The sequence below is a fragment of the Burkholderia cepacia complex sp. TUM26381 genome, from assembly GCF_057439935.1.
This window is the reverse complement of sequence record NZ_CM172007.1, coordinates 1,971,783-1,996,897: the sequence shown is the minus strand read 5'-3', so window position 1 is coordinate 1,996,897 and position 25,115 is coordinate 1,971,783. Positions and strand designations below refer to the sequence as shown.

21 protein-coding genes are annotated in these 25,115 nt (G+C 68.1%); 13 read left to right on the top strand and 8 right to left on the bottom strand.

Features of this window, described 5'->3' with window-relative positions:
• Positions 1–20: 20 nt before the first annotated feature.
• The 6 genes from ACWMMN_RS25665 (at position 21) to ACWMMN_RS25640 (ending at position 7,399) form a co-directional block, all read left to right on the top strand.
• On the top strand, positions 21–1,919 hold the full coding sequence (locus tag ACWMMN_RS25665) for a dipeptide ABC transporter ATP-binding protein (protein WP_256086496.1): 1,899 nt from the start codon (positions 21–23) through the stop codon (positions 1,917–1,919).
• Positions 1,920–2,042: 123 nt separating this feature from the next.
• Positions 2,043–3,605, top strand: coding sequence for a glutathione ABC transporter substrate-binding protein GsiB (gene gsiB / locus ACWMMN_RS25660; protein ID WP_174991853.1), 1,563 nt, complete (start codon positions 2,043–2,045; stop codon positions 3,603–3,605).
• A gap of 67 nt (positions 3,606–3,672) precedes the next feature.
• Positions 3,673–4,593 carry a glutathione ABC transporter permease GsiC gene (gene gsiC / locus ACWMMN_RS25655; protein ID WP_059237011.1) on the top strand — a complete coding sequence of 307 codons (921 nt, stop codon included), beginning with the start codon at positions 3,673–3,675 and terminating at the stop codon, positions 4,591–4,593.
• Between the two features lie 7 nt (positions 4,594–4,600).
• Positions 4,601–5,494 carry a glutathione ABC transporter permease GsiD gene (gene gsiD, locus ACWMMN_RS25650; protein WP_174948792.1) on the top strand — a complete coding sequence of 298 codons (894 nt, stop codon included), beginning with the start codon at positions 4,601–4,603 and terminating at the stop codon, positions 5,492–5,494.
• Complete coding sequence (locus ACWMMN_RS25645; protein ID WP_059237009.1) at positions 5,494–6,564, top strand: DmpA family aminopeptidase; 1,071 nt, start codon at positions 5,494–5,496, stop codon at positions 6,562–6,564. The genes gsiD and ACWMMN_RS25645 overlap by 1 nt, the downstream gene beginning before the upstream one ends.
• A gap of 7 nt (positions 6,565–6,571) precedes the next feature.
• Positions 6,572–7,399: a M55 family metallopeptidase gene (locus tag ACWMMN_RS25640; RefSeq protein WP_340625060.1), complete on the top strand. Its 828-nt coding sequence runs from the start codon at positions 6,572–6,574 to the stop codon at positions 7,397–7,399.
• Positions 7,400–7,434: 35 nt separating this feature from the next.
• Here ACWMMN_RS25640 and ACWMMN_RS25635 read toward each other — a convergent pair whose 3' ends face one another.
• On the bottom strand, positions 7,435–8,214 hold the full coding sequence (locus ACWMMN_RS25635) for an alpha/beta fold hydrolase (RefSeq protein ID WP_486423293.1): 780 nt from the start codon (positions 8,212–8,214) through the stop codon (positions 7,435–7,437).
• 142 nt (positions 8,215–8,356) lie between these two features.
• Here ACWMMN_RS25635 and ACWMMN_RS25630 point away from each other — a divergent pair, with 142 nt between their 5' ends.
• Complete coding sequence (locus tag ACWMMN_RS25630; RefSeq protein ID WP_059237006.1) at positions 8,357–9,136, top strand: AraC family transcriptional regulator; 780 nt, start codon at positions 8,357–8,359, stop codon at positions 9,134–9,136.
• Between the two features lie 427 nt (positions 9,137–9,563).
• Here the strand turns inward: ACWMMN_RS25630 and pcaG are convergent, their stop codons facing one another.
• The 3 genes from pcaG to ACWMMN_RS25615 form a co-directional block, all read right to left on the bottom strand.
• Complete coding sequence (pcaG, locus tag ACWMMN_RS25625; RefSeq protein WP_059237005.1) at positions 9,564–10,157, bottom strand: protocatechuate 3,4-dioxygenase subunit alpha; 594 nt, start codon at positions 10,155–10,157, stop codon at positions 9,564–9,566.
• 3 nt (positions 10,158–10,160) lie between these two features.
• Complete coding sequence (gene pcaH, locus ACWMMN_RS25620; protein ID WP_059237004.1) at positions 10,161–10,868, bottom strand: protocatechuate 3,4-dioxygenase subunit beta; 708 nt, start codon at positions 10,866–10,868, stop codon at positions 10,161–10,163.
• 276 nt (positions 10,869–11,144) lie between these two features.
• Positions 11,145–11,720: a YiiX/YebB-like N1pC/P60 family cysteine hydrolase gene (locus tag ACWMMN_RS25615; RefSeq protein WP_342704630.1), complete on the bottom strand. Its 576-nt coding sequence runs from the start codon at positions 11,718–11,720 to the stop codon at positions 11,145–11,147.
• A gap of 120 nt (positions 11,721–11,840) precedes the next feature.
• Here ACWMMN_RS25615 and ACWMMN_RS25610 point away from each other — a divergent pair, with 120 nt between their 5' ends.
• From ACWMMN_RS25610 to ACWMMN_RS25595, 4 genes are all read left to right on the top strand, one after another.
• Positions 11,841–12,578, top strand: coding sequence for a helix-turn-helix domain-containing protein (locus ACWMMN_RS25610; RefSeq protein ID WP_059237002.1), 738 nt, complete (start codon positions 11,841–11,843; stop codon positions 12,576–12,578).
• 77 nt (positions 12,579–12,655) lie between these two features.
• A complete protein-coding gene (gene pcaQ / locus ACWMMN_RS25605; protein ID WP_059237001.1) occupies positions 12,656–13,642 on the top strand; it encodes a pca operon transcription factor PcaQ in 987 nt (328 codons plus the stop codon).
• Between the two features lie 115 nt (positions 13,643–13,757).
• Complete coding sequence (locus ACWMMN_RS25600; protein WP_174991849.1) at positions 13,758–14,117, top strand: type II toxin-antitoxin system RelE/ParE family toxin; 360 nt, start codon at positions 13,758–13,760, stop codon at positions 14,115–14,117.
• A 74-nt stretch (positions 14,118–14,191) separates the two neighbouring features.
• Positions 14,192–14,488, top strand: a complete 297-nt coding sequence (locus ACWMMN_RS25595; RefSeq protein ID WP_059240747.1) for an XRE family transcriptional regulator — start codon at positions 14,192–14,194, stop codon at positions 14,486–14,488.
• A gap of 93 nt (positions 14,489–14,581) precedes the next feature.
• Here ACWMMN_RS25595 and ACWMMN_RS25590 read toward each other — a convergent pair whose 3' ends face one another.
• From ACWMMN_RS25590 to ACWMMN_RS25580, 3 genes are all read right to left on the bottom strand, one after another.
• The gene (locus tag ACWMMN_RS25590; RefSeq protein WP_059236999.1) at positions 14,582–15,856 is read right to left on the bottom strand and encodes an APC family permease; all 1,275 of its coding nucleotides are present in this window, start codon (positions 15,854–15,856) and stop codon (positions 14,582–14,584) included.
• 139 nt (positions 15,857–15,995) lie between these two features.
• Positions 15,996–20,456, bottom strand: coding sequence for a DEAD/DEAH box helicase (locus ACWMMN_RS25585; RefSeq protein WP_486423292.1), 4,461 nt, complete (start codon positions 20,454–20,456; stop codon positions 15,996–15,998).
• 201 nt (positions 20,457–20,657) lie between these two features.
• The gene (locus ACWMMN_RS25580) at positions 20,658–21,182 is read right to left on the bottom strand and encodes a metal-dependent hydrolase (RefSeq protein ID WP_059236997.1); all 525 of its coding nucleotides are present in this window, start codon (positions 21,180–21,182) and stop codon (positions 20,658–20,660) included.
• A gap of 396 nt (positions 21,183–21,578) precedes the next feature.
• Here ACWMMN_RS25580 and ggt point away from each other — a divergent pair, with 396 nt between their 5' ends.
• Positions 21,579–23,300 carry a gamma-glutamyltransferase gene (gene ggt, locus ACWMMN_RS25575; RefSeq protein WP_174991847.1) on the top strand — a complete coding sequence of 574 codons (1,722 nt, stop codon included), beginning with the start codon at positions 21,579–21,581 and terminating at the stop codon, positions 23,298–23,300.
• Between the two features lie 82 nt (positions 23,301–23,382).
• Here the strand turns inward: ggt and ACWMMN_RS25570 are convergent, their stop codons facing one another.
• Positions 23,383–24,306, bottom strand: coding sequence for an alpha/beta fold hydrolase (locus tag ACWMMN_RS25570; RefSeq protein ID WP_256086489.1), 924 nt, complete (start codon positions 24,304–24,306; stop codon positions 23,383–23,385).
• A gap of 353 nt (positions 24,307–24,659) precedes the next feature.
• Here ACWMMN_RS25570 and ACWMMN_RS25565 point away from each other — a divergent pair, with 353 nt between their 5' ends.
• Entirely contained in the window at positions 24,660–25,109 is a 450-nt protein-coding gene (locus tag ACWMMN_RS25565) for a winged helix-turn-helix transcriptional regulator (RefSeq protein WP_059236994.1), read from the top strand.
• Positions 25,110–25,115 lie beyond the last annotated feature (6 nt).

Sequence of the window (25,115 nt, the reverse complement as noted above, 5' to 3'; positions counted from 1 at the left end):
GATCGCACGAGGAGACACGCATGACTTCGAGCCGTAACCCGTCGACCCTGGCGCTGCCCGAGCAGCGCGTGGTGGCCGTCGACGACCTGTCGGTCACGTTCCGCCGCGAAGGCGCGACGTTCGACGCGGTGCGCAACGTGTCGTTTCACGTCGATCGCGGCGAGACGCTCGCGATCGTCGGCGAATCGGGCTCGGGCAAGTCGGTCACGTCGCTTGCGCTGATGCGGCTCGTCGAGCACGGCGGCGGCGCGATCACGGGCGGCCGGATCGCGTTCCGGCGCCGTGGCGGCGCGCTCGTCGATCTGGCCCGGGCCAGCGCCGCGACGATGCGCGGCATCCGCGGCGCGGACATCGCGATGATCTTCCAGGAGCCGATGACGTCGCTGAACCCGGTGTTCACGGTCGGCGACCAGATCAGCGAAGCGATTGCGCTGCACCAGTCGAAGGGCGCGGCCGAAGCCCGCGCGGAAGCGCTGCGGCTGCTCGATCTCGTGCGCATCCCGGAAGCGCGCCGTGTGTTCGCGCGCTATCCGCACCAGCTGTCGGGCGGGATGCGGCAGCGCGTGATGATCGCGATGGCGCTGTCGTGCCGGCCCGCGCTGCTGATCGCCGACGAGCCGACGACCGCGCTCGACGTGACGATCCAGGCGCAGATCCTGCAACTGGTGCGCGGGCTGCAGGACGAAATGAACATGGGCGTGGTCTTCATCACGCACGACATGGGCGTGGTGGCCGAAGTGGCCGACCGCGTGCTCGTGATGTATCGCGGCGAGAAGGTCGAGGAGGGCGAGTCGGACCGCCTCTTCGCGGCGCCCGCGCATCGCTACACGCGCGCGCTGCTCGCCGCCGTGCCGCGGCTCGGCTCGATGCAGGGCACCGACGCGCCCGAGAAATTCCCGCTGCTGAAGGTGGACGCGAACACGACGGCGCCGGCCACGGCGCCTGCCGCGAACGACGATGCGCAGCCGCCCGTCGATCGGGCGGCGCCGCCGATCCTGCGCGTGAGCGATCTGGTCACGCGTTTCCCGGTGAAGAGCGGCGTGTTCGGCCGCGTGTCGCAATACGTGCATGCGGTCGAGCGCGTGAGCTTCGAGCTGCGCGCGGGCGAGACGCTCGCGCTCGTCGGCGAATCGGGCTGCGGCAAGTCGACCACCGGCCGTTCGCTGTTGCGCCTCGTCGAATCGCAGAGCGGTTCGATCGAATTCGACGGCCGCGACATCAGCGCAATGAAGGGCCCGGACCTGCAGGCGCTGCGCCGGAACATCCAGTTCATTTTCCAGGACCCGTTCGCGTCGCTGAACCCGCGCCTGACCGTCGGCTTCTCGATCATGGAGCCGTTGCTCGTGCACGGCGTCGCAACCGGCAGCGAGGCGCAGGCGCGCGTCGACTGGCTGCTCGACAAGGTCGGCCTGCCGCCCGAGGCCGCGCGCCGCTATCCGCACGAATTCTCGGGCGGGCAGCGCCAGCGGATTGCGATTGCGCGTGCGCTCGCACTGAATCCGAAGGTCGTGATCGCCGACGAGTCCGTATCGGCGCTCGACGTGTCGGTGCAGGCGCAGATCGTCAACCTGATGCTCGACCTGCAGCGCGAGCTCGGCGTCGCGTACCTGTTCATCTCGCACGACATGGCGGTGGTCGAGCGCATCAGCCATCGCGTCGCGGTGATGTATCTCGGCCAGATCGTCGAGATCGGCCCGCGCCGCGCGGTGTTCGAGGCGCCGCAGCACCCGTACACGAAGAAGCTGATGAGCGCGGTGCCGGTGGCCGACCCCGCGCGCCGGCATGCGCCGCGCCAACTCGCGGCGGACGAGATTCCGAGCCCGATCCGCACGATCGGCGACGAACCGGTCGTCGCGCCGCTCGTCGCGGTCGGCCCCGATCATTACGTTGCGACGCATCGCGTCGGCGGCGCGTATTGAGGTGCACCCAGATCCATCGCTTTATTGAGTGCGTGCGCCGCGATGACGGCGCGCGAACCAGCAGGCAGTCGAAACCGAAACGCCCGTGAGGCGTCACCGATTCACCGATAGGAGCCCAGCAAAATGACCAAGCAGCATCCGTTCCCGATGTTTCGTCCGCGCGCATGCTTCGTTGCGCTCGCCGGCGCGTTCGCGCTGTCGGCCGCGCTGCCCGCGTACGCGCAGCAGACCGCGGTGATGGCGGTGGATTCGACCTTCACGACGATGGACCCGTACGACGCGAACGACACGGTGTCGCAGGCCGTCGTCAAGTCGTTCTACCAGGGGCTGTTCGGCTTCGACAAGGACATGAAGCTCGTCAACGTGCTGGCGACGAGCTACGACGCGAGCGCCGACGCGAAGACGTACACGATCAAGCTGCGCCAGGGCGTGAAGTTCCACGACGGCACCGATTTCAACGCGGCGGCCGTGAAGGCGAACTTCGACCGCGTGACCGATCCCGCGAACCACCTGAAGCGCTACAACATGTTCCGCGTGATCGAGAAGACCGAGGTCGTCGATCCGGCCACGGTGAAGGTGACGTTGCGCGAGCCGTTCTCGGCGTTCATCAACACGCTCGCGCACCCGTCGGCCGTGATGATCTCGCCGGCCGCGCTGAAGAAGTGGGGCCGCGACATCGCGCTGCATCCGGTCGGCACCGGGCCGTTCGAGTTCGTCGAATGGAAGCAGACCGACGACCTGAAGGTGAAGAAGTTCGCCGGCTACTGGAAGAAGGGCTACCCGAAGATCGACGCGATCGACTGGAAGCCGGTGGTCGACAACAACACGCGCGCGGCGCTGATGAAGACGGGCGAAGCCGATTTCGCATTCCGCATTCCGTTCGAGCAGGCGGCGGACCTGAAGGGCAACGCGAAGGTCGACGTTGTCGAGCGGCCGTCGATCGTGCAGCGCTATGTGTCGCTGAACATGCTGCAGAAGCCGTTCGACAACCCGAAGGTGCGCCAGGCGCTGAACTATGCGGTGAACAAGGAAGCGCTCGCGAAGGTCGCGTTCTCCGGTTTTGCGACGCCGTCGACCGGTGTGGTGCCGCAGGGCGTCGATTTTGCGACGAAGCTGGGCCCCTGGCCGTACGACCCGGCGAAGGCGCGTGCGCTGCTGAAGGAAGCCGGTTATCCGAACGGCTTCGAGACGACGCTGTGGTCCGCCTATAACAACTCGACGTCGCAGAAGGCGATCCAGTTCGTGCAGCAGCAACTCGCGCAGGTCGGCGTGAAGGTGCAGGTGCAGGCGCTGGAAGCCGGCGAGCGCGTCGCGAAGGTCGAGAGCGCGCCGGATCCGGCGAAGGCGCCGGTGCGGATGTACTACATCGGCTGGTCGTCGTCGACGGGCGAGGCGAACTGGGCGATCACGCCGCTGCTCGCCGGCGCGTCGGCGCCGCCGAAGCTCGTCAATACCGCGTACTACAAGAACGACACGGTCGACGGCGATCTGACGAAGGCGCTGGAGACGGTCGACCGGACGAAGAAGACCGAGTTCTACGCCGACGCGCAGAAGCAGATCTGGGCCGATGCGCCGTGGATCTTCCTCGTGCAGGAAAAGATCGTGTATGCGCGCAGCAAGCGGCTGCAGGGCGCGTACGTGATGCCGGACGGCTCGTTCAACTTCGACGAGATCTCGCTGAAATGACGGCGGTTTGCCCGCCACGCGGTGCCGGCGGCGCACGCCGCCGGTACGCTGATTCGATCGGTGCCCCATGCTGAATTTCCTCGTCAAACGCCTGTTCGGCCTGCTGCCCACGCTCGCGATCGTCGCGGTGCTGGTGTTCCTGTTCGTGCATCTGCTGCCGGGCGACCCGGCGCGGCTCGCGGCCGGCCCCGAAGCCGACGACGCGACGATCGCGCTCGTGCGTGCCGATCTCGGGCTCGACCGGCCGTTGCCCGCGCAGTTCGTGAACTTCTTCACGAAGATCGCGCACGGTGACTTCGGCATGTCGACCCGCAGCAAGCGGCCGGTCTCGACCGAGATCGGCGAACGCTTCATGCCGACGCTGATGCTGACGCTCGTCAGCATGGTGTGGTCGACGCTGTTCGGCATGGCGATCGGGATTGCGTCGGCGGTGTGGCGCAATCGCTGGCCCGACCGTCTCGGCATGACGGTCGCGGTGTCGGGCATCTCGTTTCCCGCCTTCGCGCTCGGCATGCTGCTGATGGAAATCTTCTCGGTGAAGCTCGGCTGGCTGCCGGTCGTGCCGGACGGTACCTGGAAAAGCTACGTGCTGCCGTCGCTGACGCTCGGCGCCGCGGTCGCGGCCGTGATGGCGCGTTTCACGCGCGCGTCGTTCGTCGAGGTGCTGAACGAAGACTTCGTGCGCACCGCGCGGGCGAAGGGCGTGCACGAGCCGATGGTCGTGCTCAAGCACTGCCTGCGCAACGCGATGATCCCGGTCGTCACGATGATGGGGCTGCAGTTCGGCTTCCTGCTCGGCGGCTCGATCGTCGTCGAGGTCGTGTTCAACTGGCCGGGGCTCGGCCGCCTGCTCGTCGATGCCGTGACGATGCGCGACTACCCCGTGATCCAGGCGATCGTGCTGCTGTTCTCGCTCGAATTCATCCTGATCAACCTGACCGTCGACGTGCTGTACGCGGTCATCAACCCGACCATCCGGTTCAAGTGAGGCGCGTATGAACGCGACTGTCCAGACCGCGGCGCCGGCCGCACCGACTGCGATCCGCACGCCGTGGCGCGAATTCTGGCGCAAGTTCCGCAAGCAGACCGTCGCGCTCGTCGCGGGCGGCTTCGTGCTGGCGCTCGTCGTGCTGGCGTTCGTCGGCCCGCACATCGTGCCGTTCGACCCGGAGAACTACTTCGACTACGACGCGCTGAACGCGGGGCCGTCGGCCGTGCACTGGTTCGGTGTCGATTCGCTCGGCCGCGACATCTTCAGCCGGATCATCGCGGGCACGCGCATTTCGCTCGCCGCCGGTTTCTTCTCGGTTGCGCTCGGCGCGGTGATCGGCACGTTTTTCGGGTTGCTCGCCGGTTACTACGAAGGCTGGTGGGACCGCATCACGATGCGCGTCGCCGACGTGCTGTTCGCGTTCCCGGGCATCCTGCTCGCGATCGGCGTGGTCGCGATCCTCGGCAACGGGATGGTCAACGTGATCTGCGCGGTCGCGATCTTCAGCATCCCGGCGTTCGCGCGGCTCGTGCGCGGCAACACGCTGATGCTCAAGCACATGACCTATGTCGAGGCCGCGCGCAGCATCGGCGCGTCGGACTGGACGATCATCATGCGGCACATCCTGCCGGGCACGGTGTCGTCGGTCGTCGTCTACTTCACGATGCGCATCGGCACGTCGATCATCACGGCCGCGAGCCTGTCGTTCCTCGGGCTCGGCGCGCAGCCGCCGACGCCGGAGTGGGGCGCGATGCTCAACGAAGCGCGCGCGGACATGGTGACGGCGCCGCACATCGCCATTTTCCCGAGCCTTGCGATCTTCCTGACCGTGCTCGCGTTCAACCTGCTCGGCGACGGGCTGCGCGACGCGCTCGATCCGAAACTGGAGCGCCGCTGATGCATGCTGCTCCGATGTGGAGTGCGACGCTGCCGGCCGGGCCGCGCGGCACGATCGCCGACGTGCCGGGCGTGACGGTCGGCCATTGCACGCTCGATGCCGGCAACGTGCAGACGGGCGTGACCGTCGTGAAGCCGCATCCGGGAGACGTGTACCGCAGCAAGGTGCCGGCGGGCGCTGCCGTGATCAACGGGTTCGGCAAGAGCGTCGGGCTCGTGCAGGTCGACGAGCTCGGCACGCTCGATACGCCGATCGCGCTGACCAATACGTTCGGCGTCGGCGCGGTCGCGCAGGCGCAGATCCGCGCGGCGATCGCCGCGAATCCGCAGGTCGGCCGCGACTGGTCGACCGTCAATCCACTCGTGTTCGAGTGCAACGACGGTTACCTGAACGATATCCAGGCGTTCGCGGTCACCGCCGCGCATTACGACGATGCGTGCCGCACCGCGTCGCGCGACGTCGCACGCGGCGCGGTGGGCGCCGGGCGCGGGATGTCGTGCTTCGACCTGAAAGGCGGGATCGGCTCCGCGTCGCGCGTCGCCGTCGCGGCCGGCCGGCCCTATACGGTCGGTGCGCTCGTGCTCGCGAATTTCGGCCGGCTGCCGATGCTGACGCTCGGCGGCGTGCCGCTCGGGCGCATCGTCGCGCAACGGCGCGCGGCTGAAGCCGCGCATGCGGCGCCGCCCGAGCAGGGCTCGATCATCCTGTTGCTCGCCACCGACGCGCCGCTCGATGCGCGGCAGCTGTCGCGGCTCGCGCGTCGCGCGGGCGCGGGGCTGGCCCGCACGGGTTCCGTCTACGGGCATGGCAGCGGCGACATCGCGCTTGCCTTCTCGACCGCCTACACGATCGCGCACGACGCATCGACGATCGCGCTGCCGGCCCTCGTGGCCGATGCGGCGCTCGACCCGCTGTTCATGGCCGCGGCCGAAAGCGTCGAGCACGCGATCGCCGACGCGATGCTGCAGGCCGTGACGGTCGCCGGGCGCGACGGCCACGTGCGGCAAGCGCTGCGCGACGCGGTGCCCGATCTCGACCGGTTGTTCAACGAACCTAACGAAGGGCTGTGAACCAGTCATGAAGATCCTGATCTCGACCGACATCGAGGGTGTCGCCGGCGTATTCGCCACCGAGCAGACGCGCGCCGGCAATCCGGAGTACGAACGGGCGCGCCGCTGGATGACCGCCGAGGCGAACGCGGCGATCGAAGGCGCATTCGCGGGCGGTGCGCAGAGCGTCTGGGTCAACGATTCGCATGGCGGCTTTCGCAACCTGTTGCCCGACGGGCTCGATGCGCGTGCGCGCGTCGTGCTCGGCAAGCCGCGCATGCTCGGGATGATGGCGGGCGTCGAACAGCAGCCCGACCTCGTGTTCATGATCGGCTATCACGCGAAATCGCAGGCGCGCGGCGTGCTCGCGCACACGATCAACGGCTTTGCGTTCACGCAGGTGTGGCTGAACGGCGTCGAGCTTGGCGAAGCCGGGTTGTACGGCGCGCTGGCGCGGGAATATGGCGCGCACGTCGCGCTCGCCACGGGCGACGACGTGTTCGCCGAGGAAACGCAGCCGCTGTTTCCGGATGCGCGTTTCGAGACGGTCAAGACGGCCGGCGGCGCCTCGAGCGGCGATACGCTCACGCCCGCCGCGTCGTGTGCGCGGATCGCGACCGCGGCGCGCGAAACGGTTGCGCGGGCGCTGTCGGCCGGCGTGCGCGCCGGCGCGCATCGGCCGGCACCGGCCGCCTGCACGTTGCGCGTGCAGACGGCCGCGCTGGCCGACCTGTTTTGCGTGCTGCCGTCGCTCGAGCGTGTCGACGCGGTGACGCTGCGCTTCGACGGGCCGTCGGTCGAGCACGTGGTGCGCACGCTGAACAGCCTGTCGGCGATGTCGTTCATGCTGCGGTGATGCGTGCCGCGGCCATGCCGCCGGCGCGCGGCCGGTCAGTCGATGGCGGCGGGGCGAGCCGTCGCGGCGAGCAGGAACGCTTCCATCGCCGCGACCAGCGCGAGCGGCGTCTCGTTCATCGGATAGTGGCCTGCATTGCGCAGCACGTCGACGGTGGCGAGCGGGTAGCGTTGCAGGTAAGTGCGCGCCATCAGCGCCATGTCGAAAGCGGGATCGTGTTCGCCGATCAGCACTTTCACCGGATGGCGCCCCGCGATCTCCCCGCTGAAATCGGTATCGGCCCACGCACGGAAGTACGCGCCGAATGCCTGCGCCGACGAACAGGCGGCCGAATACGCGGCTTTCCACTCGACCCAGGCGGCCGGCAGCCGGTTGCCGGTGCTGCGATCGATGATGGTCCTGCGATCGGCAAGGTGGCCGGCGGCACGCTCGAATAGCGCGCGTCGCACGGCGTCGAACGGCAGGCCGCCGCACGGCACGGGCGCGATCGGTACCAGCGCGCGCACGCGGTCGGGCGCGATGGCGGCAATCTTCTCGATCGCCATGCCGCCCATCGAATGGCCGACGAGGCTGAAGGTCGGGAAACCGAGTGCGTCGGCGAGCGCGAGCGTGTCGGCGGCAATCTCGTCGATCGTGTAGTTGCCTCGTGCGTCGCGCATGCGGCCGTAACCTCGGTAGTCCATGAATACATAGCTGAAATGCTCGCGCGACAGCCAGGCTTCGACGGGCTCGAACGCGCGGGCGTCGCCGAACCAGCCATGCAGCACGAGAACAGGGTGGGGGCCGTCCCCCACGCGATGAAACGTATTCGGCATCTCCGCTCCGATGAGGTTGCAATCCGGCCGATCGGGCCGACGGGTCTTGCGGCCGCGAGGTCGCGCAACGGTGGAGCGGATCGTAGATCGATCGAAGGCGACCCGCCTTCGATATCGGGTCATTGATGATGGAATTCGGGCCGTGAGAAATACGCAGCTAGATCCCTACGAACACATTCCCCGGAGCGTGGTCGTGACCGCCAACGACTTTGCGGCGGGCACGACGTTTCCGGAGCACGCGCACGTGCGCGGGCAATTCGCGTTTGCGTCGCGCGGCACGATCAGCGTGTCGACGCCGCACGGGCGCTGGCTGGTGCCGCCGCAGCGCGCGTGCTGGGTGCCGGCCGGCGTGCGGCACGAAATGACGATGACCGGGCCGGTCACGATGCTCAACACGTTCGTGTCCGCCGACGCCGCGCAGGCTGCCGGGCTGCCCGCGCAGTGCGGCGTGCATGGCGTGTCGCCGCTGCTGCGGCAACTGATCGACGATGCGATCGACCTGCCGGCCCTGTACGACGTCGACGGGCGCGCGGGCAAGCTGATGGATCTGCTGGTTGCGGAAATCGCGACGATGCCGCGCCTGTCGCTGCATGCGCCGCTGCCGGCCGACGCACGGCTGGCGAAGGTGTGCCGGCACCTGTTCGCGTCGCCGTCGATCGCGGCCGATCTCGACCGGGTCGCGGCCGATGCCGGTGTGAGCCGGCGGACGTTCACGCGGCAGTTCCGCGCGCAGACGGGCGTGAGTTTTGCCGCGTGGCGCCAGCAGGTGTGCATGCTCGCGGCGATTGCCCGCCTGACCGACGGGCAGCCGGTGACGCGCGTCGCGCTCGATCTCGGGTACGCGAGCGCAAGCGCGTTCACGTCGGCGTTTCGCCGCATCCTGGGCGACACGCCGAGCCGGTATCTGGAGATTCGCCGCTAGCGGGGCCGGCCAGGAAAAAAAATACGCGTCCGCCAAATTCGGTCAGACGCGTTTAAAGGCACCCGGTCAGAAAAAATGCGCGAACGGCCTGCCGGGCAGTGTCGCGCATGACTCATGTAATTGTTGCCTCGTCCGATTCAATCCCGCTGACTCGTTGCAGATAGCGAAGGATACGCCGCATAACGCGCAAACGATATCCTGTCGGCCCGACGATTCATGTGCGGTCGCAGCATGCGTTTCAAACGATCGTTTGATATTGGGGCGGGAAGCCTTGGTCAACAGGCATCCGTCGTCGCAATGCGCCACGATGCGACGCATCATCGAATGATGGCGACGGCGCATGAAAAACGCCGTGTGGCGCGATGCCTGTCGGTATCGCGCCACACGGCGTGGATGCTGTCGACACCGGCGAGTGCCGGCGCATGCGTCAAACGTCGAAGAATACGGTTTCGTCCGGCCCCTGCATGCGGATGTCGAAGCGGTAGACGACCGGCCGGCCCGGCTGCGCGTCGCGTTTCGCGACGAGCGTCGCGCGGCGTTCGGCCGGCACGGCGTTCAGCACGGGGTCGGCCGCGTTCGCGGCGGCTTCGTCGTCGAAGTACACGCGGGTGAACGCATGCGTGAGGATCCCGCGCATCATCACGGTCACGTTGATGTGCGGTGCCTCGTCGGCGGCGAGGCGGCCCGGCTTCACCGTCTCGACGACGAAGCGCTGCTGCGGGTCGGTGCCCGTGCCGACCCGCGCGAAGCCCGTGAAGCCGGATTTCGCGATGTCGTCGCGCGAGGCGGGGTAGCGGCCCGCGCCGTCCACCTGCGTGAATTCGAGCACCGCGTCGCCGACCACGTTGCCGTCGCCGTCGAACACCTGCCCGACCAGCAGCACGTGCTCGCCTTCGGCGTGCGCCGCGGCGATCGTCGGCGTGAACAGGCTCTTCAGGTCATAGTCGTATTGCTGCGGGCACAGGCCGTACGCGAAGTACGGGCCGACCGTCTGCGAAGGGGTTTGCTTCAGCGTCGTCATGGTTCAGCGCTCCATCGGGGTGGCGTCGCGGCCGCGCAGCACGATGTCGAATTCGTAGCCGAGCGCATAGCCTTCTTCGGTGATGTCCATCGAGAAGCGCGAGATCAGGCGATCGCGCGCGGCCTCGGGCGTGCCCTGGAAGATCGGGTCGTACGCGAGCAGCGGATCGCCGGGGAAGTACATCTGCGTGACGAGACGCGAGCCGAAGTAATCGCCGAACAGCGAGAAGTGGATGTGATTCGGGCGCCACGCGTTCGGGTGGTTGCCCCACGGATACGCACCGGGCTTGATCGTCAGGAAGCGGTAGCGGCCGTCGTCGTCGGTCAGGCAGCGGCCCGCGCCGAGGAAGTTCGGGTCGAGCGGCGCGTCGTGCTGGTCGACCTTGTGCACGTAGCGGCCGGCCGCGTTCGCCTGCCACACCTCGACGAGCGTGTTGCGCACGGGCTTGCCGCCTTCGTCGAGCACGCGGCCGGTGACGACCATGCGCTCGCCGAGCGGCTCGCCGTTCTTCACGGCGTTCTTCGTCAGGTCGTGGTCGAGCGCGCCGAGATCTTCGGCGCCGTAGACGGGGGCGTACTGGTCGCGCAGTTTCTCCTTCAGCGGGATCAGCGCTCGGGTCGGGCCGCGCTTCACGGACGAACGGTATTCGGGGTGGACATAGGCCGGATGCGACGGCCAGTCGCGCGGCGTGAGGATCGTGGGGGAATCCATCGGGCGTCTCCTGATAGGTTTTTCGCAAAGTGGATGGCACGACTTTAGCCAATCCGGAAAGTTATGCAAAATGACCTTTTTTCGCGAATCGCATAACCATTCGTTATGTTCGGCGCGCCCATGAAAAATCCGCCGGACAGGATGCCTGTCCGGCGGAAAAAGCGATCGGGCTTCGCGTCGTCGGTGACGACCCCGTGCACGGCCCTCCAGCCAGCCCGTCGCTATTTCTTGTCTTTTGTTCTTGTCGTTATCCGGTCTCCCCGAGCGTGCCCGTTATCAGCGGCGGCCGGGATCGAACACGATCCCGTCGAATTCGAGTGTCAGCGCGCCGCTGCGCAGCAGGGCGGCCGGCGTCGCAGCCTGGTCCATGCCGAGCACGTCGCTTACATATCGCGCGCAGAACCCGCGCCGCACCCGCAGGTTGAAGCGGTTGCCGAGCAGCGCGTCGATTCGCTGTTCGGCCGCGGCATGGACCTGGCGCTGCGCATCGGCGGTGGGTGCCGCGATGCGGCGTGCCAGTGCGATGCGTCCGCCTGCGGTGCGGGCGACGAAGCGCGACAGCGGCGAGAGCTTCGTCCACGCCAACGCCGCGGATTCGGCGATCAACGGTTCGTCGCCCGACGTATCGACGACGATCCCGCAGCGATTGGCCCACGCGCCGGCCGGGCCCGTCGTGCCGGCCGCGTCGCGCGGCGCCCCGGCCGGCACGCGGATGAACACGAGATCGCCGACATGCACGCTGGCGGCCAGCGTGCGGACGGTCGCGAGTGGCATCGTGCGATCGGTGTCGCGTGCATCGCGTGGTGCGGTGTCGTGCGGTTCGTACGCGGCGGTTTCGGTCCGGGTGGTCATTTCGGCTCCGTCGTTGAGTGACAGGACGGAGCGGATTATGCGGGTAAGTAACGAAAAGTGTTCATTTGCCTGCGCAGGTAGCCTAACATTCGACCGTGAGCACCATTTTTCGATACCAACATGACCGAAACCGCCCAGCTCATCGAAACGCTGAAGCGCCAGTTGAAGGCGCAGGGCATGACCTACCGCGACGTCGCGCGGTCGCTCGACGTCTCCGAGACGAGCGTGAAGCGGCTGTTCGCCAGCGGCCGCTTCACGCTCGAGCGGGTCGTGGAGATCGCGCAACTGCTCGGCTATACGCTGGCCGAGCTCGTGCAGGAGGCGTCCGCTTCGGCGCCGAGGCTGCACGTGCTGACCGAACAGCAGGAGGCGCTGCTCGTGTCGGACGAGAAGCTGCTGCTCGTTGCCGTCTGCGCGATCAACTACTGGACCGTGCAGGACATCGTGTCGGCGTATCGGGTGTCGCAGGCCGAGTGCGTGAAATACCTGCTGATGCTCGACCGGATGAACGTCGTGGCGCTGTTGCCGGGCGACCGGATTCGCGTGCGTGTCGCCCGCGATTTCGACTGGCTGCCGGGCGGGCCGATCCGCCGTTACTTTCATACGCATGCGCTCGGCGATTTCCTCGACAGCCGCTTCGACGGCGCGGGCGAGACGATGACGTTCTCGCAGGGGATGCTGACCGAAGCCGCCGCCGCGGAGCTGGAACTGGAGTTGCGCCGGCTGCGCAGCAAGGCGGCCGCGCTGCATGCGGAATCGGCGTCGGCGCCGCTCGGGCAAAAGCACGGAACGGGCTTGCTGATCGCGAAGCGGATCTGGGAGCCGACGGGTTTCCAGGCGCTGCGACGGAAAGCATGACGGATCACCGAGTGCTTGGGACTCTCCGGAAAGTTATGCAAAATGGCATTTCATCGTCATCCGCATAACCGTTCGTTATGAATAATCGTATTGCCGACGGCCGCGTCAAATTCCGGCACCTGCAGTGCTTTCTCGCGGTCGCGCAGCTGGGCGGCGTGCAGAAGGCGGCCGAAAGCCTGTCGATCACGCAGCCGGCCGTGTCGAAGACGATCGCCGAACTGGAGGCGATCCTCGGCGTGAAGCTGTTCGAACGTGGCCGGCAGGGCGCGCAGCCGACCCGCGAAGCGCAGTTGTTCATGCCGCACGCGAATGCGTGCGTGCTCGCGTTGCGGCAGGGCGTCGGGCTGCTCGCGCGCGAGGGCGGGGCCGCGGCGGCGACGCTCGAAGTCGGCATGCTGCCGACCGTCGCGGCCTCGCTCGCGCCGGCGTTGATGAAGGCGTTGGCCGAACGCTGGCCGCGCATCGTCGTACGGATCGCGACGGCCGCGAATGCCGAGCTGCTCGAGCGCCTGAAGTCCGGTGCGATCGAATGCGCGATCGGGCGGCTGTCGGAGCCTGAGCGGATGATCGGGCTCGCGTTCGAGCAGTTGTACAACGAACCGCTCGTCGCGGTCGTGCGTGCCGGGCATCCGCTGCTCGCAAGCGCGGCGCCGGCTGCCGAGCTTGCACGCTATCCGGTCGTGCTGCCGCCGTTCGGCACGCTGATCCGGCAGTCGGCCGAACAACTGCTCGGCGCATGCGGCGCACCGCCGCTGGATTCGTTCATCGAGGTATTGTCGGTCTCGGTCGCGCGTGCGCTTGCGCTCGAGAACGACGCGGTCTGGTTCGTGCCGCTCTACGCGGCCGAATACGATCTGTCGGCCGGTGCGCTGGCGCGCCTGCCGCTGCCGTCGGCGGGCACCGACGAGCCGGTCGGGCTCGTGCTGCGGACCGATGCGCAGCCGTCGCCGGTGGCGCGAACGCTGATCGACGCGGTGCGCGACATCGCGCGGTCGCGCTTCGGCGACACACGCCCGCACCGGGCGCCTCGGGCGGCGCGCAAGCCGGCCCGCGGCAACCGTTGACCCGTCGGGCGCAGCTCGATCCCTTTCCTTGCCGCAGGACTGGCCATCCGGTCAGTAGCCGCCACCGGGGCACTTGGCATATCGTACCGTTTTTGGTACGATTGGCGACAAGACGATGGCGAGACAGCAGATACAGGTCACGCTCGGCGTGCGGTTCTTCCGGACGGCCCGTGGCAACGAGCCGGTGCGCGAATGGCTCAAGGCGCTCGGGCAGGCGGAGCGAACGGCGATCGGCGAAGAGATCAAGACCGTTCAACTCGGCTGGCCGCTCGGCATGCCGCTGGTCCGGAAGATGGCGAAGGATCTGTGGGAGATCCGCGTGATGCTGCCGGGGCGAAGCGCTCGCGTGCTGTTCACGGTCGCCGGCGACACGATGGTCCTGCTGCACGGCTTCTTCAAGCAATCGCGGGCCACGCCGTCGGACGATCTCGACGTCACCGTCGCGCGCCTGAAGGTGCTGACGCACGCCATCTGAATTCCCCGGTTGTGCCGGAACGCGCCGTCTCCGACGGTCGGGCAGCCGGCAACGCCATGCACCTGGAGTACGACATGACGACCACGAACAACCCGCATATCGGCAGCGATTTCGATCGCTTCCTCGAAGAAGACGGCAATCTCGAAGCGGCCACCGCCACGGCAATCAAGCGCGTGATCGCGTGGCAGATCGGGCAGGAGATGAAGGCGCAACACATCACGAAAACCGCGATGGCCGCGCGGATGAAAACCAGCCGCGCCGCACTCAACCGCCTGCTCGACGAAACCGACACGAGCCTCACGCTGGCGACGCTCGCGAGCGCGGCCGCCGCACTCGGCAAACGGCTCAGCTTCGAACTGGTGCCGGCCTGACCGGCGCGACGAAACGGCGCCTGGCCGGATCGGCGTGACCCGGCAAGCGCCGTGCGCAGCGAGCGGGCGGGCGATGCCCGTGCACGCGCCAGGTCATTTGCGCGGGCCGGTCACTTGCAGATAAAGCAGTGCGGCGCCTGCGAGCAGCAGCGGGAACAGGAAATACCATCCGGTCGTCAGGAACAGCCCGGCGACCGCAATCAGCGAAACCCATGCGCAACGGTGGGCGATGCTGCCGCGCGGCAGCAACTTCAACGCGGCGGCTGCGCCGAGCCCGTACACCATCACGAAACATCCGGACGTGACGAGCACGAGCGGTTTCGGCCCGACGTCCGAGAGCGTCGTTGCAGCGAGCGCGACGGCCGCGAGCAAGGCGATCACGCCGAGGCTGCGGCGCGGCACGCCGCCGATCTGGCTGCCCTGCGCGAGCCACGCCGGCAGCGCGCCGTCGCGACCGAGCGCCGCGCCGAGCTTGGCCGCGCCCGCGAAATACGCGTTCATCGTGCCGAGCGTGAGCAGCAGCGCGGCCGCGGCCGCCAGCACCTGCGCGTGGCCGCCGATGCCGCCTGCGATCAGTTCGGCGAGCGGGGCACCCGATGCGCCGGCCGATGGCCCGAGCACCATCACGCTCGCGGCGGCGACCGACAGGTACAGGAATCCGACGACCACGACCGCGATGCCGGCCGAGCGCGGCATGTCGTGCGCGGGCCGGCGGAATTCGGCCGCGAGATGCGTGATCGCTTCCCAGCCGGCGAAGCTCCACACGAGCAGCGCGGCGGCCTGGCCGACCGCGAGCCAGCCATGCGGCGCGAACGGATGCAGGTTCGCGGGGCGCGCATGCGGCGCGGACGCGAGCACCGCGACGAGCAGCAGCGTGACGAGCAGCGCCGACAATACGAGTTGCATGCGGCCCGACACGGTGACGCCGAATGCGTTCGCGGCCGACACGGTCGCGATCAGCGCGGCGGCCGTGACGATGATCGTCGTGTGCCCGCCGCCCGTGACGGCCGCAACGTATGCGCCGCCGAACATCGCGGCGGCCGGCGCGCCGGCCGGCACCGCGAAATAGAAGCACCAGCCGACGATGGCCGCGGCCTTCGGGCCGAATGCGCGCCGGGCGTAGGTCGATACGCCACCGGCATCGGGATAACGGGCGCCGAGTGCGGCGAAGGTGGCAGCGAGCGGCCCGGACAGCACGACGAGCGCAGCCCACGCGAGCAGCGAGGCCGGCCCCGCGACTTCGGCGGCAAGCGCGGGCAACGCGATCACGCCGGTGCCGAGCACCGCGCCGATATAGAGTGCGGCGCCCTGGAAAATGGTCAGTGAACCCGCGTGATGAGCGACGGGCGAATCGGCATGCGAAGCCATGAGCGGCAGTCTCCGGAAGTCTTGTTTTGTCTGGGCGACGCGCGGGAGCCCGCGCAGTCAATCGTCCGATGCTACCTGAACGATGGCGGCTGCGCGGCCCGGCGATCAATAGTCTGTGCGGCGCGCGTGTCAGCCGATGTCAGCAGTAACGCGCGAGCCGCAGGCGCGCATCCTCGCGGGCGGCGGGCGGCAGGTCGGGGGCGTAATGGAACGTGCCGGATACCAGCGATGCAACGGGCACGCCGTCGCGGAACAGCACGCGATTGCCGGCGAGCGCCGGCACCTTGTCGCCAGGCAGCAGCGTGCCGGCGAGGTTCAGCGGATCGGCGCCCGTCACGCACACGTACTGTCCGTCGCCCGGTTGCCGCCGCAGTTCGCGCAGGATCGGGATCGCTTCGGGCAGCGCGAACTGCTCGCCCGCGAGCCCGGCAACGAAGCGTCCGCCGCGAATCTCGCCGCGCGCTTCGAGCCGTTGCAGCACGCGCACGAGTTCGCGCCAGCTCGGCAGCCAGTCGGCTTCGCGTTCGAGCAGCCGCCAGAACACGACGCCGTAACGGCGCAGCAGCGTCCACACGATGTGCTCGAGCGCGTCGGGATCGGTCGCCGCCGGGCCGCGCTTCGGCGCGGGCGCATCGTCCCGCGGCGCCTGACGCTGCACGAGCGCCCAGCGGCCCGCGTCGTCCATTCCGCCGATCAGCGCGCCGCCGCGTCGCGTGCGCGGGGCATAGGTTGCGCTGCGCTTGACGGCGGGCTTCAGCAGCGCGCGCAGTCCCGCGTAGCTGTCCGCATTCACGAGGCCGGCCGACACGAGTTCGCCGAGCGCCTGTTCGAGTTCGACGGGCAGCACGTGCAGGTCGTCGAGCAGCGCATCGAAGAACATCGCGCCGTGCGCGGCGAGTGCGTCGCGCACCTGCGTGGCGCGCGCGGACAGCGCCGGTTGCGCATCGGGATCGCGCAGCGCCTGCCACGCGGAGAGGTGGCGGCGCGGCAGCAGCACGATCGGCGTCGTCTTCACGGGTGTGCCGGCCGCGCGCGCCGGCGCGCCGATGCGGGTCCAGACGAGTTTGCCCGAGCGGCACAGCTCGTCGAGGCCGCCGGCCATGTAGTCGGTGAGCCGCGCGGGCAGCAGCGCGTCTTCCCACGCGCTTGCCGCGGCCTCGTAGCCTTCGAGCTGTTCGACCACGGCCGCGAGTGCGTCGCGGCCCGTGCCGCGCGTGTCGGGCGTCAGGTGCTGCCAGTGGAACAGGAAGCGCATGAAGTCGGCGCGCTCGACCGGTTCGATTTCGCGGCGCAGCCGCTTCACCGTATAGCGGTGAATGCGCGCCAGCAGATGGCGTTCGCACCATTCGTCGGTCGTCGCGCCCGGCGTGAAGCGGCCGCGCATCACGTAGCCTTCGCGCTCAAGCGCCGCGAGCGCCGTCGCGACCGACGCGGGCGGCAGGCCAACGGGTGTCGCGATCGCGTCGAGCGTGAGCGGCCCGAAGCCGGTCAGCCGCGCGCGGATCACATCGACGAGTGCCGCATCGGCTTCCCACGGCTGCGCGCATGCGGCCGGCACCTTGAGCGCCGGCATGGGGCGCGCGTCGGGATGCAGCGCACGCAGGCATACGAGCCGTTCGACCGGCGCCCACAGCGCGGTACCGCCCGGCGCGACCAGTTTCGTCGCGCGGCGGCGATCCGCGAGTTCCGCGAGCCGGTCGGGCCAGCCTGCGTGGGCTTGTGCTTCGCTGTCGGCGATGCAGGCGAGCGTGAGCAGCGCATCGTGCATTTCGTCGGCGTCGCGTACGAGCGGCCATGCTTCGTCGCGGACTGCATCGATCGCGTCGGCGTCGAGCGCGCCGAGATCGTCGGCCGATTCGGGATCGCTCCACCGGCGCGACTGAACGGCCTGCGTGCGGCGCTCCTCGAGCGGTGCGTCGTCGAGGAACGCGTAGGGTTTCGCGTTCAGGATCTCGGCCGCGAGCGGCGACGGTGCGGGCAGGTCGCGCGCGACGAGTTCGATCGCGCCGCTTTCGATCCGGCGCAGCAGCGCGAGCCAGCCGTCAGTGTCCATTGCATCGTGCAGGCAATCGTCGAGTGTCTGGTCGACGAGCGGATGATGCGGAATCTCGCGTTCGCCGACGATGTTCTCGAGGCACGCGACCTGATCGGGGAATACGGTCGCGAGCAGATCCTCGCTCTTCATCCGCTGCAGTTGCGGCGCGGTGCGCCGGCCGCCGGTGAAGCGCGGCAGCGCGAGCGCGGTCGTCGCGTTCCAGCGCCAGCGCACGCCGAACATCGGCGCGTCGAGCAGCGCCTGGACCAGCACGTGCTCGGCGCTGGCCGAACGCAGGTAGCGCCACACCTCGTCGAGCGCGAAGCTGTGCGCGAGCGACAGCGACAGGATGATCGCGTCGTCGGTCGCGGCGGCCTGCAGCTCGAAGTTGAAGCTGCGGCAGAAGCGCTTGCGCAGCGCGAGCCCCCAGGCGCGGTTGATGCGGCTGCCGAACGGCGAATGGATCACGAGCTGCGTGCCGCCCGATTCGTCGAAGAAACGCTCCATCACGAGCGTGTCCTGCGTCGGCAGTGCGCCGAGCGCGGCGCGGGTGCGGGCGAGGTAGTCGGCGATCTGGCGCGCCGCGTCCGGCGACAGGCGGAGCTCGTCGACGAGCCAGCGCAGCGCCGGCGCGAGGCGGCTTTCGGCGGAGGCGCGTGCCGTGCCGGTTTCGCCATTCGCTTTGGCTTCGGCGTTGCTGCCCGCACGATTGCGTCCACCGGCACCGGCACCGGCACCGGCACCGGCCTGCCGGTCGCCGTCCGCGAACAGCCCGTCGAGCCGTGCACGCAGCCGGCCGACCGCCGCCGACAGTTCGTCGCTGCGCCCCGGCGCCTCGCCGAGCCAGAACGGAATGTTCGGCGACTGGCCTTGCGCGTCCTCGACGCGCACGCGGCCCGTTTCCACGCGAATGATCCGGTACGACTGGTTGCCGAGCTGGAACACGTCGCCGGCCAGGCTCTCGATCGCGAAATCCTCGTTGACGGTGCCAACCTGGATGCCTTGCGGTTCGAGCAGCACCGCATAGTCGGCCATGTCGGGGATCGTGCCGCCCGACGTGGTCGCGGTCATCATCGCGTTACGGCGCCCGCGCACGGTGCCGCCGACCACGTCGCGATGCAGGTACGCACCGCGCACGCCGCGCCGGCTCGTGAAGCCTTCGGCGAGCATCTTCATCACTTCGTCGAAGCGTTCGCGTGTCAGCCGTGCGTACGGCGCCGCGTGCGTGAAGCGCGCATACAGCGCGTCTTCCTGCCATTCCGTGCACGCGACTTCGGCGACGATCTGCTGGGCGAGCACGTCGAGCGGCGCTTCGGGAATCCGCAGCGCATCGAGCTCGCCGCGTTGCACGCAATCGAGCAGCGCCGCGCATTCGACGAGTTCGTCGCGCGACAGCGGGAACAGCCGGCCCTTCGGCACGCCGCCGACATGGTGCCCCGAGCGGCCGACGCGCTGCAGGAACGGCGCGATGCCACGCGGCGAGCCGACCTGGCAGACGAGATCGACGTCGCCGATGTCAATGCCGAGTTCGAGCGAGGCCGTGGCGACGAGCAGCTTCAGTTCGCCGCGCTTCAGGCGTTGCTCGGCATCGAAGCGGTGTTCCTTGGCGAGGCTGCCGTGATGCGCGGCGATCGCGTTCTTGCCGAGCCGGTCGGCGAGATGGCGCGCGATGCGCTCGGCGGTGCGACGCGTGTTGACGAACACGAGCGTCGTGCGATGCGCGGCCGCGAGCCCGGCGATGCGGTCGTACACCTGTTCCCACACGTCGGTCGCCATCACGGGTTCGAGCGGCACGTTCGGCAGTTCGAGCGCGAGATCGCGCTCGCGCGTGTGGCCCGTGTCGACGATCGTGCAGTCGCGCGGCGCATCGGCCGGCCCGCCGACCAGGAAGCGCGCAACCGCGTCGATCGGCTTTTGCGTGGCCGACAGCCCGATGCGCGGCAATGCGCGGCCGGACAGTGCATCGAGGCGCTCGAGCGACAGCGCGAGATGGCTGCCGCGCTTGGACGACGCGAGCGCATGGATCTCGTCGACGATGACCGAGCGCACGTTCGACAGCATCTGGCGCCCCGACGTGGACGACAGCAGCACGTACAGCGATTCGGGTGTCGTGACGAGGATGTGCGGCGCACGCTTGCGCAGCGCGGCGCGTTCCGCTTGCGTCGTGTCGCCGGTACGTACCGCGGTGCGGATCGTCGGCACCGGCAGGCCGAGGTGCGCGAGCGATTCGGCGATGCCGGCGAGCGGCGCGTCGAGGTTCACGTGGATGTCGTTCGACAGCGCCTTCAGCGGCGACACATAGACGACCAGCGTCGCGTCGGGCAGCGTGCCGTCGTGCGCCAGCGCATCGCGCACCAGATCGTCGAGCGCGCACAGGAAAGCGGTGAGCGTCTTGCCGGAACCGGTTGGCGCGGCGACGAGCGTCGAGCGGCCGGCCTTGATGTGCGGCCACGCGAGCGCCTGCGCGCCGGTCGGCGCGGCGAACGTGCGCTGGAACCATGCGGCGACGGCCGGGTGGAACACGTCGAGCGCACGGGCGGCAGGGCGGATAGCGGTGACGTCCATCGGAGCGTTGAAATGGGGTGCGAGTGCGCGGACGAACCGCGCCTGAATCGAATCGTCAGTGTGCCAGACGTCGCGCGTGCGTGCCGGGCATGCATGTCGACGAAGCCAATTCAGTTGGGGGCTCGCGCCACACTTTCAACGGACGGAAAGTTGCGTGCCATTCGGTGCGCCGATATCGCGCCGAATTGCTTCGAATCGCAACTAGACGCGATTCAGCCAGCCGAGCCAGTGTTCGAGCAGCGGTGCGCGCGACCACAGCGACTGCGCGAGCCACAGCGTGCCGCCCCATGCAGCGGCCACGACGATCAGGTCGCAATTCCCGCTGTTCCACAGGTTGAGCGAGTGGCGCCGCCAGATCCACGGCACGCCGAGCGGGTTCGGCCAGTCGGCGAGCAGGTGCATCAAACCGCCGCATGCGAAGCCGAACAGCGGTGCGGCCCACAGCGGATGCGGATGATGGATGAGCCCGTGCCACCCGAGCGCAAGCAGCGCGATCCAGCCGATGCCCCAGTGCGTGACGGTGCGATGCGTGATCCACAGGCGGCGCTTGCGGCTCCACCAGGCGACTTCGAGCCAGTCGGGCGCGGTGCCGCCCGCGACGCCCGCCGCGAACGCGGCGAGCATGCCGGTGTGCCACGGGCCGGTTGCCCCGGTTTGAGCGACGAGGACGGCGGCGGCGACGCCGGCCGCGAAGCCGGACGCATGATGCGCATTGTGTGATGCCATAGGGAGCGAGACGAAGAAACGTGAAGCGGCACGTGAACGAAACGGTGATGCCGTGCGAAAGGGGCGCTATCTTCTCAGATCGACCCGCGCTGCGGGAGGGGCGTTTGCAGATTTTTTTGCACGTGCTGCATGGCATGCCGCGAGGTTCGCAACTTTCGGTTTTGTGCGCTGCGTGATGACGTGCATCGCATGCCGTTTCGGCCGATGCGTTTGCACGTCGCGGCGCTGCAACGTGACCGGGCGCACCCGATCGGCATGCTTTCGTGGCATGCCACGTGTTCGACCCTTTTTGTCCCCCTATACTACGAAGCCGGCATATGGCCGTTGGCGTGCCGGCGGCCATCCGCGGATCAGGCGCTTTTCCTGCCTGAAGGAGATCCACATGGGGGACATGCAATGACTACGCTGAATCGCTTCAAATCATCCGCTGCCGTGCTTGCGGCGGTGGCCGGCATCGGGTTCCTGCCGAACGCGCCCGCGTATGCGAAAGGGCCGCAGCCGGCAGTCCTGACGAGCTCGGCAGTGGCGGTGGCCGACAAGTACAGCGCGGATGCCGCGGAGCGGATCTTCAAGGAGGGCGGCAACGCGATCGACGCGGCCGTCGCGATCGCATTCACGCTCGCCGTCACGTATCCGGAAGCCGGCAACATCGGCGGCGGCGGCTTCATGACGATCTACAAGGACGGCAAGCCGTACTTCATCGACTACCGCGAGCGCGCGCCGCTTGCCGCGACGAAGGACATGTACCTCGACAAGGACGGCAACGTCGTCAAGGGCATGAGCCTGTACGGTCCGCGCGCGGTCGGCGTGCCGGGCACGGTGGCCGGCATGTGGGAAGCGCAGAAGCGCTTCGGCAAGCTGAAGTGGAAGCAGGTGCTCGCGCCGGCGATCCACTATGCGCGCGACGGTTTCGTCGTCGACGAGCAACTCGCGCAGCGCGGCGTCGATGCATCGAAGGAGTTCGGCGGCAAGACCAACTTCGACAAGTATTTCGCCGGGCTGAAGGCCGGCGTGAACTTCAAGCAGCCGGACCTCGCCGACGTGCTGACGCGGATCGCGAACGACGGCGCGGAAGGCTTCTACAAGGGCAAGACGGCCGAGCTGATCGCCGCGTCGATGAAGACCGGCGACGGCAACGGGCTGATCACCACCGAGGATCTTGCGCAGTACCGCGCGGTATGGCGCCAGCCGGTGCAGGCGAAGTGGAACGGCTATGACGTGATCACCGCGCCGCCGCCGAGCTCGGGCGGCATCGGCCTTGTGCAGTTGCTGAAGATGAAGGCCGACCTCAAGCAGGATTTCGAGGGCGTGAAGCTCAACTCGCCGCAGTACATCCACCTCGTCGCGGAAATCGAGAAGCGCGTGTTTGCGGATCGCGCGCAGTATCTCGGCGATCCCGACTTCTACAAGGTGCCGATCGCGCAGCTGACCGACAACGCGTACATCGCGAAGCGTGCGGCCGAGGTCAACCCGAAGGAGCCGTCGGACACGAAGAGCGTGCAGCCGGGCCTCGGCACGACGATGCCGGAGAAGGCCGAAACGACGCACTTCTCGGTGGTCGACAAGTGGGGCAACGCGGTGTCGAACACGTACACGATCAACGGCTACTTCGGCTCGGGCGTGATCGCCGACGGCACCGGCATCGTGCTGAACGACGAGATGGACGACTTCTCCGCGAAGCCGGGCGTCGCGAACATGTTCGGCGTGGTCGGCAGCGACGCGAACGCGATCGAACCGAAGAAGCGCCCGCTGTCGTCGATGTCGCCGACGATCATGACGAAGGACGGCAAGGTGTCGCTCGTGATCGGCACGCCGGGCGGCTCGCGCATCTTCACGTCGATCTTCCAGGTGATCAACAACATCTACGACTTCAAGATGCCGTTGAAGGAAGCGGTCGGTGCGATGCGCTTCCATCACCAGCTGCTGCCGCCGAACACGATCTTCTGGGAGCCGTACCACCCGATCGAAGGCGAACTCGCGAAGCAGATCGAGGCGCGCGGCTATACGCTGAAGGGGCAGGATTTCAGCGGCGACATCCAGGTCATCAAGATCGACGGCAAGACGCCGGAAGCGATGGCCGATCCGCGCGGGCGTGGCGTGACGCGGATCATCCGCTGACGTGAAGCAATGCGTGCGCGCTGGCGAAAGCGGTGCGCACGCCGTTCGGCAGCCGGGTGTGTCGGTCCGGCTGCCGATTTTTTTAGCCGGTCGTCCGGATGAAACCGGCGATCCGCGCGGCAATGGTGTCGGGCGCATCCTCGAAACAGTAGTGTCCGACGCCCGCCAGCCGCTCGACGGGCGCGGCCGGAAACAGTGCGGTAAAGAGCGGCAGGAAGTGTTCTGCGCCGAGCGTTCGATCGGCGTTTCCCCAGATCGCGAGCGCGGGTTTGTCGCGTATCGCGCGCCGTGCCGCCGCATCGGGTGCCTCGAACCGGTGCGCGCCGGCCGCGAACCCGCGTGCCCATCCAATCGCGCCGAGACAGTCGGCCGGTTGCGCGAACGGCGTACCGTACGCGGCGATCCACGTGTCGTTGACGATCGCGTGATTCTCGAAACCGTTCAGCTTCAGCGTGCTCAGGATGTTGAAGCCGAGCTGCCCGAGCACGGTTTCGAGCGTGTCGTCGGCCGCTGCACGCATGATCCACTGGAACCACGGCGCATCGCGGCCGTTCGCCGTCAGTCGCTCGACCAGGTCGGGCTGGCCGAACGGCGTTGGCCCGTTCGCCGAGACGATACGGCGAATCCGGTCCGGATGCCGTGCGGCGAGCCCCATGCCGACCGGGCCGCCGAAGTCGTGCATCACGAGCGTGATGCGGTCGAGGCCACGGGCGAGCACGAAATGCTCGAGATTGTCGATGTGGTCCTGCAGCCAGTAGCTGCGGTCCTGCGGCGTCGCACTTTTGCCGAATCCCATGTGATCGGGCACGACGACGCGGTAGTGGGGACGCAGTGCCGTCACCAGATGACGGAACAGATAACCCCACGTGGGTTCGCCATGCAGGCACAGAACGGTTTCGCCGTCGCGCGGGCCTTCGTCCACGTAATGCATCCGGAAGCCGGATGCGTCGTCGAAATGCGGGGCGAAAGGAAAGGTGCCGTCGAACGTGGCATCGGACCGGATCATCGAGCGCTCCTTCGGTAGTCGGATAGATTGGTTTCAAGTTGAAACCAAGTCGAAGCGTAGGATATGCGGTTTCAAGTTGCAACCTATTCGATCGTCGGTCCACTTGCCGAATGGCGAGGGCGATGGCGCGGGAGGGCGCGACGGAGGGCGAAAACGCGGGGGGAATATCGCCTGAATATGATCGCTGCGCGCATCAATCCGGGATGAAGCCGTCGTGCCGTTCATCGTTCGTGAACAGTCGGGCTCCCGGAATGGATCTTTTGCTGAACGGGTTTTATATTGCAACTATTTATGTCAACGGAAACGACTGCCATCCAGCCCGCGCTCCGGGAACGGCATCGCCGCACGCATCGATGAACAGACGAACCACGCACGAAGATTCCCTTTGCGGCGTTGCCCGCCCGCTCGACGCGATCGGCGACTGGTGGTCGCTGCTGATCGTGCGCGACGCGTTCGACGGGCTGCGCCGCTTCGGCGAATTCCAGAAGAACCTCGGCCTCGCGAAGAACATCCTGGCCGCCCGCCTGCGCAACCTGGTCGCGCACGGGATCATGGACATCGTGCCGGCCGTCGACGGCGGCGCGCATCACGAATACGTGCTGACCGAGAAGGGGCGCGGGCTGTTTCCGCTGCTGGTCGCGCTGCGGCAGTGGGGCGAGGATTTCTTCTTCGAACCGGACGAAGCGCACGTGCTGCTCGTCGACCGGAAGGCCGGGCTGCCGGTCAGGAAGCTGGAGCTGCGTGCGCAGGACGGGCGCGTGCTCGGGCCGGAGGACACGGTCGTGCTGCCGCCGCCGGACTGACGCGCG

What these genes read in the sequence shown, in the direction of transcription:
- ACWMMN_RS25665 (WP_256086496.1), top strand. Translation starts at nt 21, where the DNA reads ATGACTTCGAGCCGTAACCCGTCGACCCTGGCGCTGCCCGAGCAGCGC.
- gsiB (WP_174991853.1), top strand. Translation starts at nt 2,043, where the DNA reads ATGACCAAGCAGCATCCGTTCCCGATGTTTCGTCCGCGCGCATGCTTC.
- gsiC (WP_059237011.1), top strand. Translation starts at nt 3,673, where the DNA reads ATGCTGAATTTCCTCGTCAAACGCCTGTTCGGCCTGCTGCCCACGCTC.
- gsiD (WP_174948792.1), top strand. Translation starts at nt 4,601, where the DNA reads ATGAACGCGACTGTCCAGACCGCGGCGCCGGCCGCACCGACTGCGATC.
- ACWMMN_RS25645 (WP_059237009.1), top strand. Translation starts at nt 5,494, where the DNA reads ATGCATGCTGCTCCGATGTGGAGTGCGACGCTGCCGGCCGGGCCGCGC.
- ACWMMN_RS25640 (WP_340625060.1), top strand. Translation starts at nt 6,572, where the DNA reads ATGAAGATCCTGATCTCGACCGACATCGAGGGTGTCGCCGGCGTATTC.
- ACWMMN_RS25635 (WP_486423293.1), bottom strand. Translation starts at nt 8,214, where the DNA reads ATGCCGAATACGTTTCATCGCGTGGGGGACGGCCCCCACCCTGTTCTC.
- pcaG (WP_059237005.1), bottom strand. Translation starts at nt 10,157, where the DNA reads ATGACGACGCTGAAGCAAACCCCTTCGCAGACGGTCGGCCCGTACTTC.
- pcaH (WP_059237004.1), bottom strand. Translation starts at nt 10,868, where the DNA reads ATGGATTCCCCCACGATCCTCACGCCGCGCGACTGGCCGTCGCATCCG.
- ACWMMN_RS25615 (WP_342704630.1), bottom strand. Translation starts at nt 11,720, where the DNA reads ATGACCACCCGGACCGAAACCGCCGCGTACGAACCGCACGACACCGCA.
- ACWMMN_RS25610 (WP_059237002.1), top strand. Translation starts at nt 11,841, where the DNA reads ATGACCGAAACCGCCCAGCTCATCGAAACGCTGAAGCGCCAGTTGAAG.
- pcaQ (WP_059237001.1), top strand. Translation starts at nt 12,656, where the DNA reads ATGAATAATCGTATTGCCGACGGCCGCGTCAAATTCCGGCACCTGCAG.
- ACWMMN_RS25600 (WP_174991849.1), top strand. Translation starts at nt 13,758, where the DNA reads ATGGCGAGACAGCAGATACAGGTCACGCTCGGCGTGCGGTTCTTCCGG.
- ACWMMN_RS25595 (WP_059240747.1), top strand. Translation starts at nt 14,192, where the DNA reads ATGACGACCACGAACAACCCGCATATCGGCAGCGATTTCGATCGCTTC.
- ACWMMN_RS25590 (WP_059236999.1), bottom strand. Translation starts at nt 15,856, where the DNA reads ATGGCTTCGCATGCCGATTCGCCCGTCGCTCATCACGCGGGTTCACTG.
- ACWMMN_RS25585 (WP_486423292.1), bottom strand. Translation starts at nt 20,456, where the DNA reads ATGGACGTCACCGCTATCCGCCCTGCCGCCCGTGCGCTCGACGTGTTC.
- ACWMMN_RS25580 (WP_059236997.1), bottom strand. Translation starts at nt 21,182, where the DNA reads ATGGCATCACACAATGCGCATCATGCGTCCGGCTTCGCGGCCGGCGTC.
- ggt (WP_174991847.1), top strand. Translation starts at nt 21,579, where the DNA reads ATGACTACGCTGAATCGCTTCAAATCATCCGCTGCCGTGCTTGCGGCG.
- ACWMMN_RS25570 (WP_256086489.1), bottom strand. Translation starts at nt 24,306, where the DNA reads ATGATCCGGTCCGATGCCACGTTCGACGGCACCTTTCCTTTCGCCCCG.
- ACWMMN_RS25565 (WP_059236994.1), top strand. Translation starts at nt 24,660, where the DNA reads ATGAACAGACGAACCACGCACGAAGATTCCCTTTGCGGCGTTGCCCGC.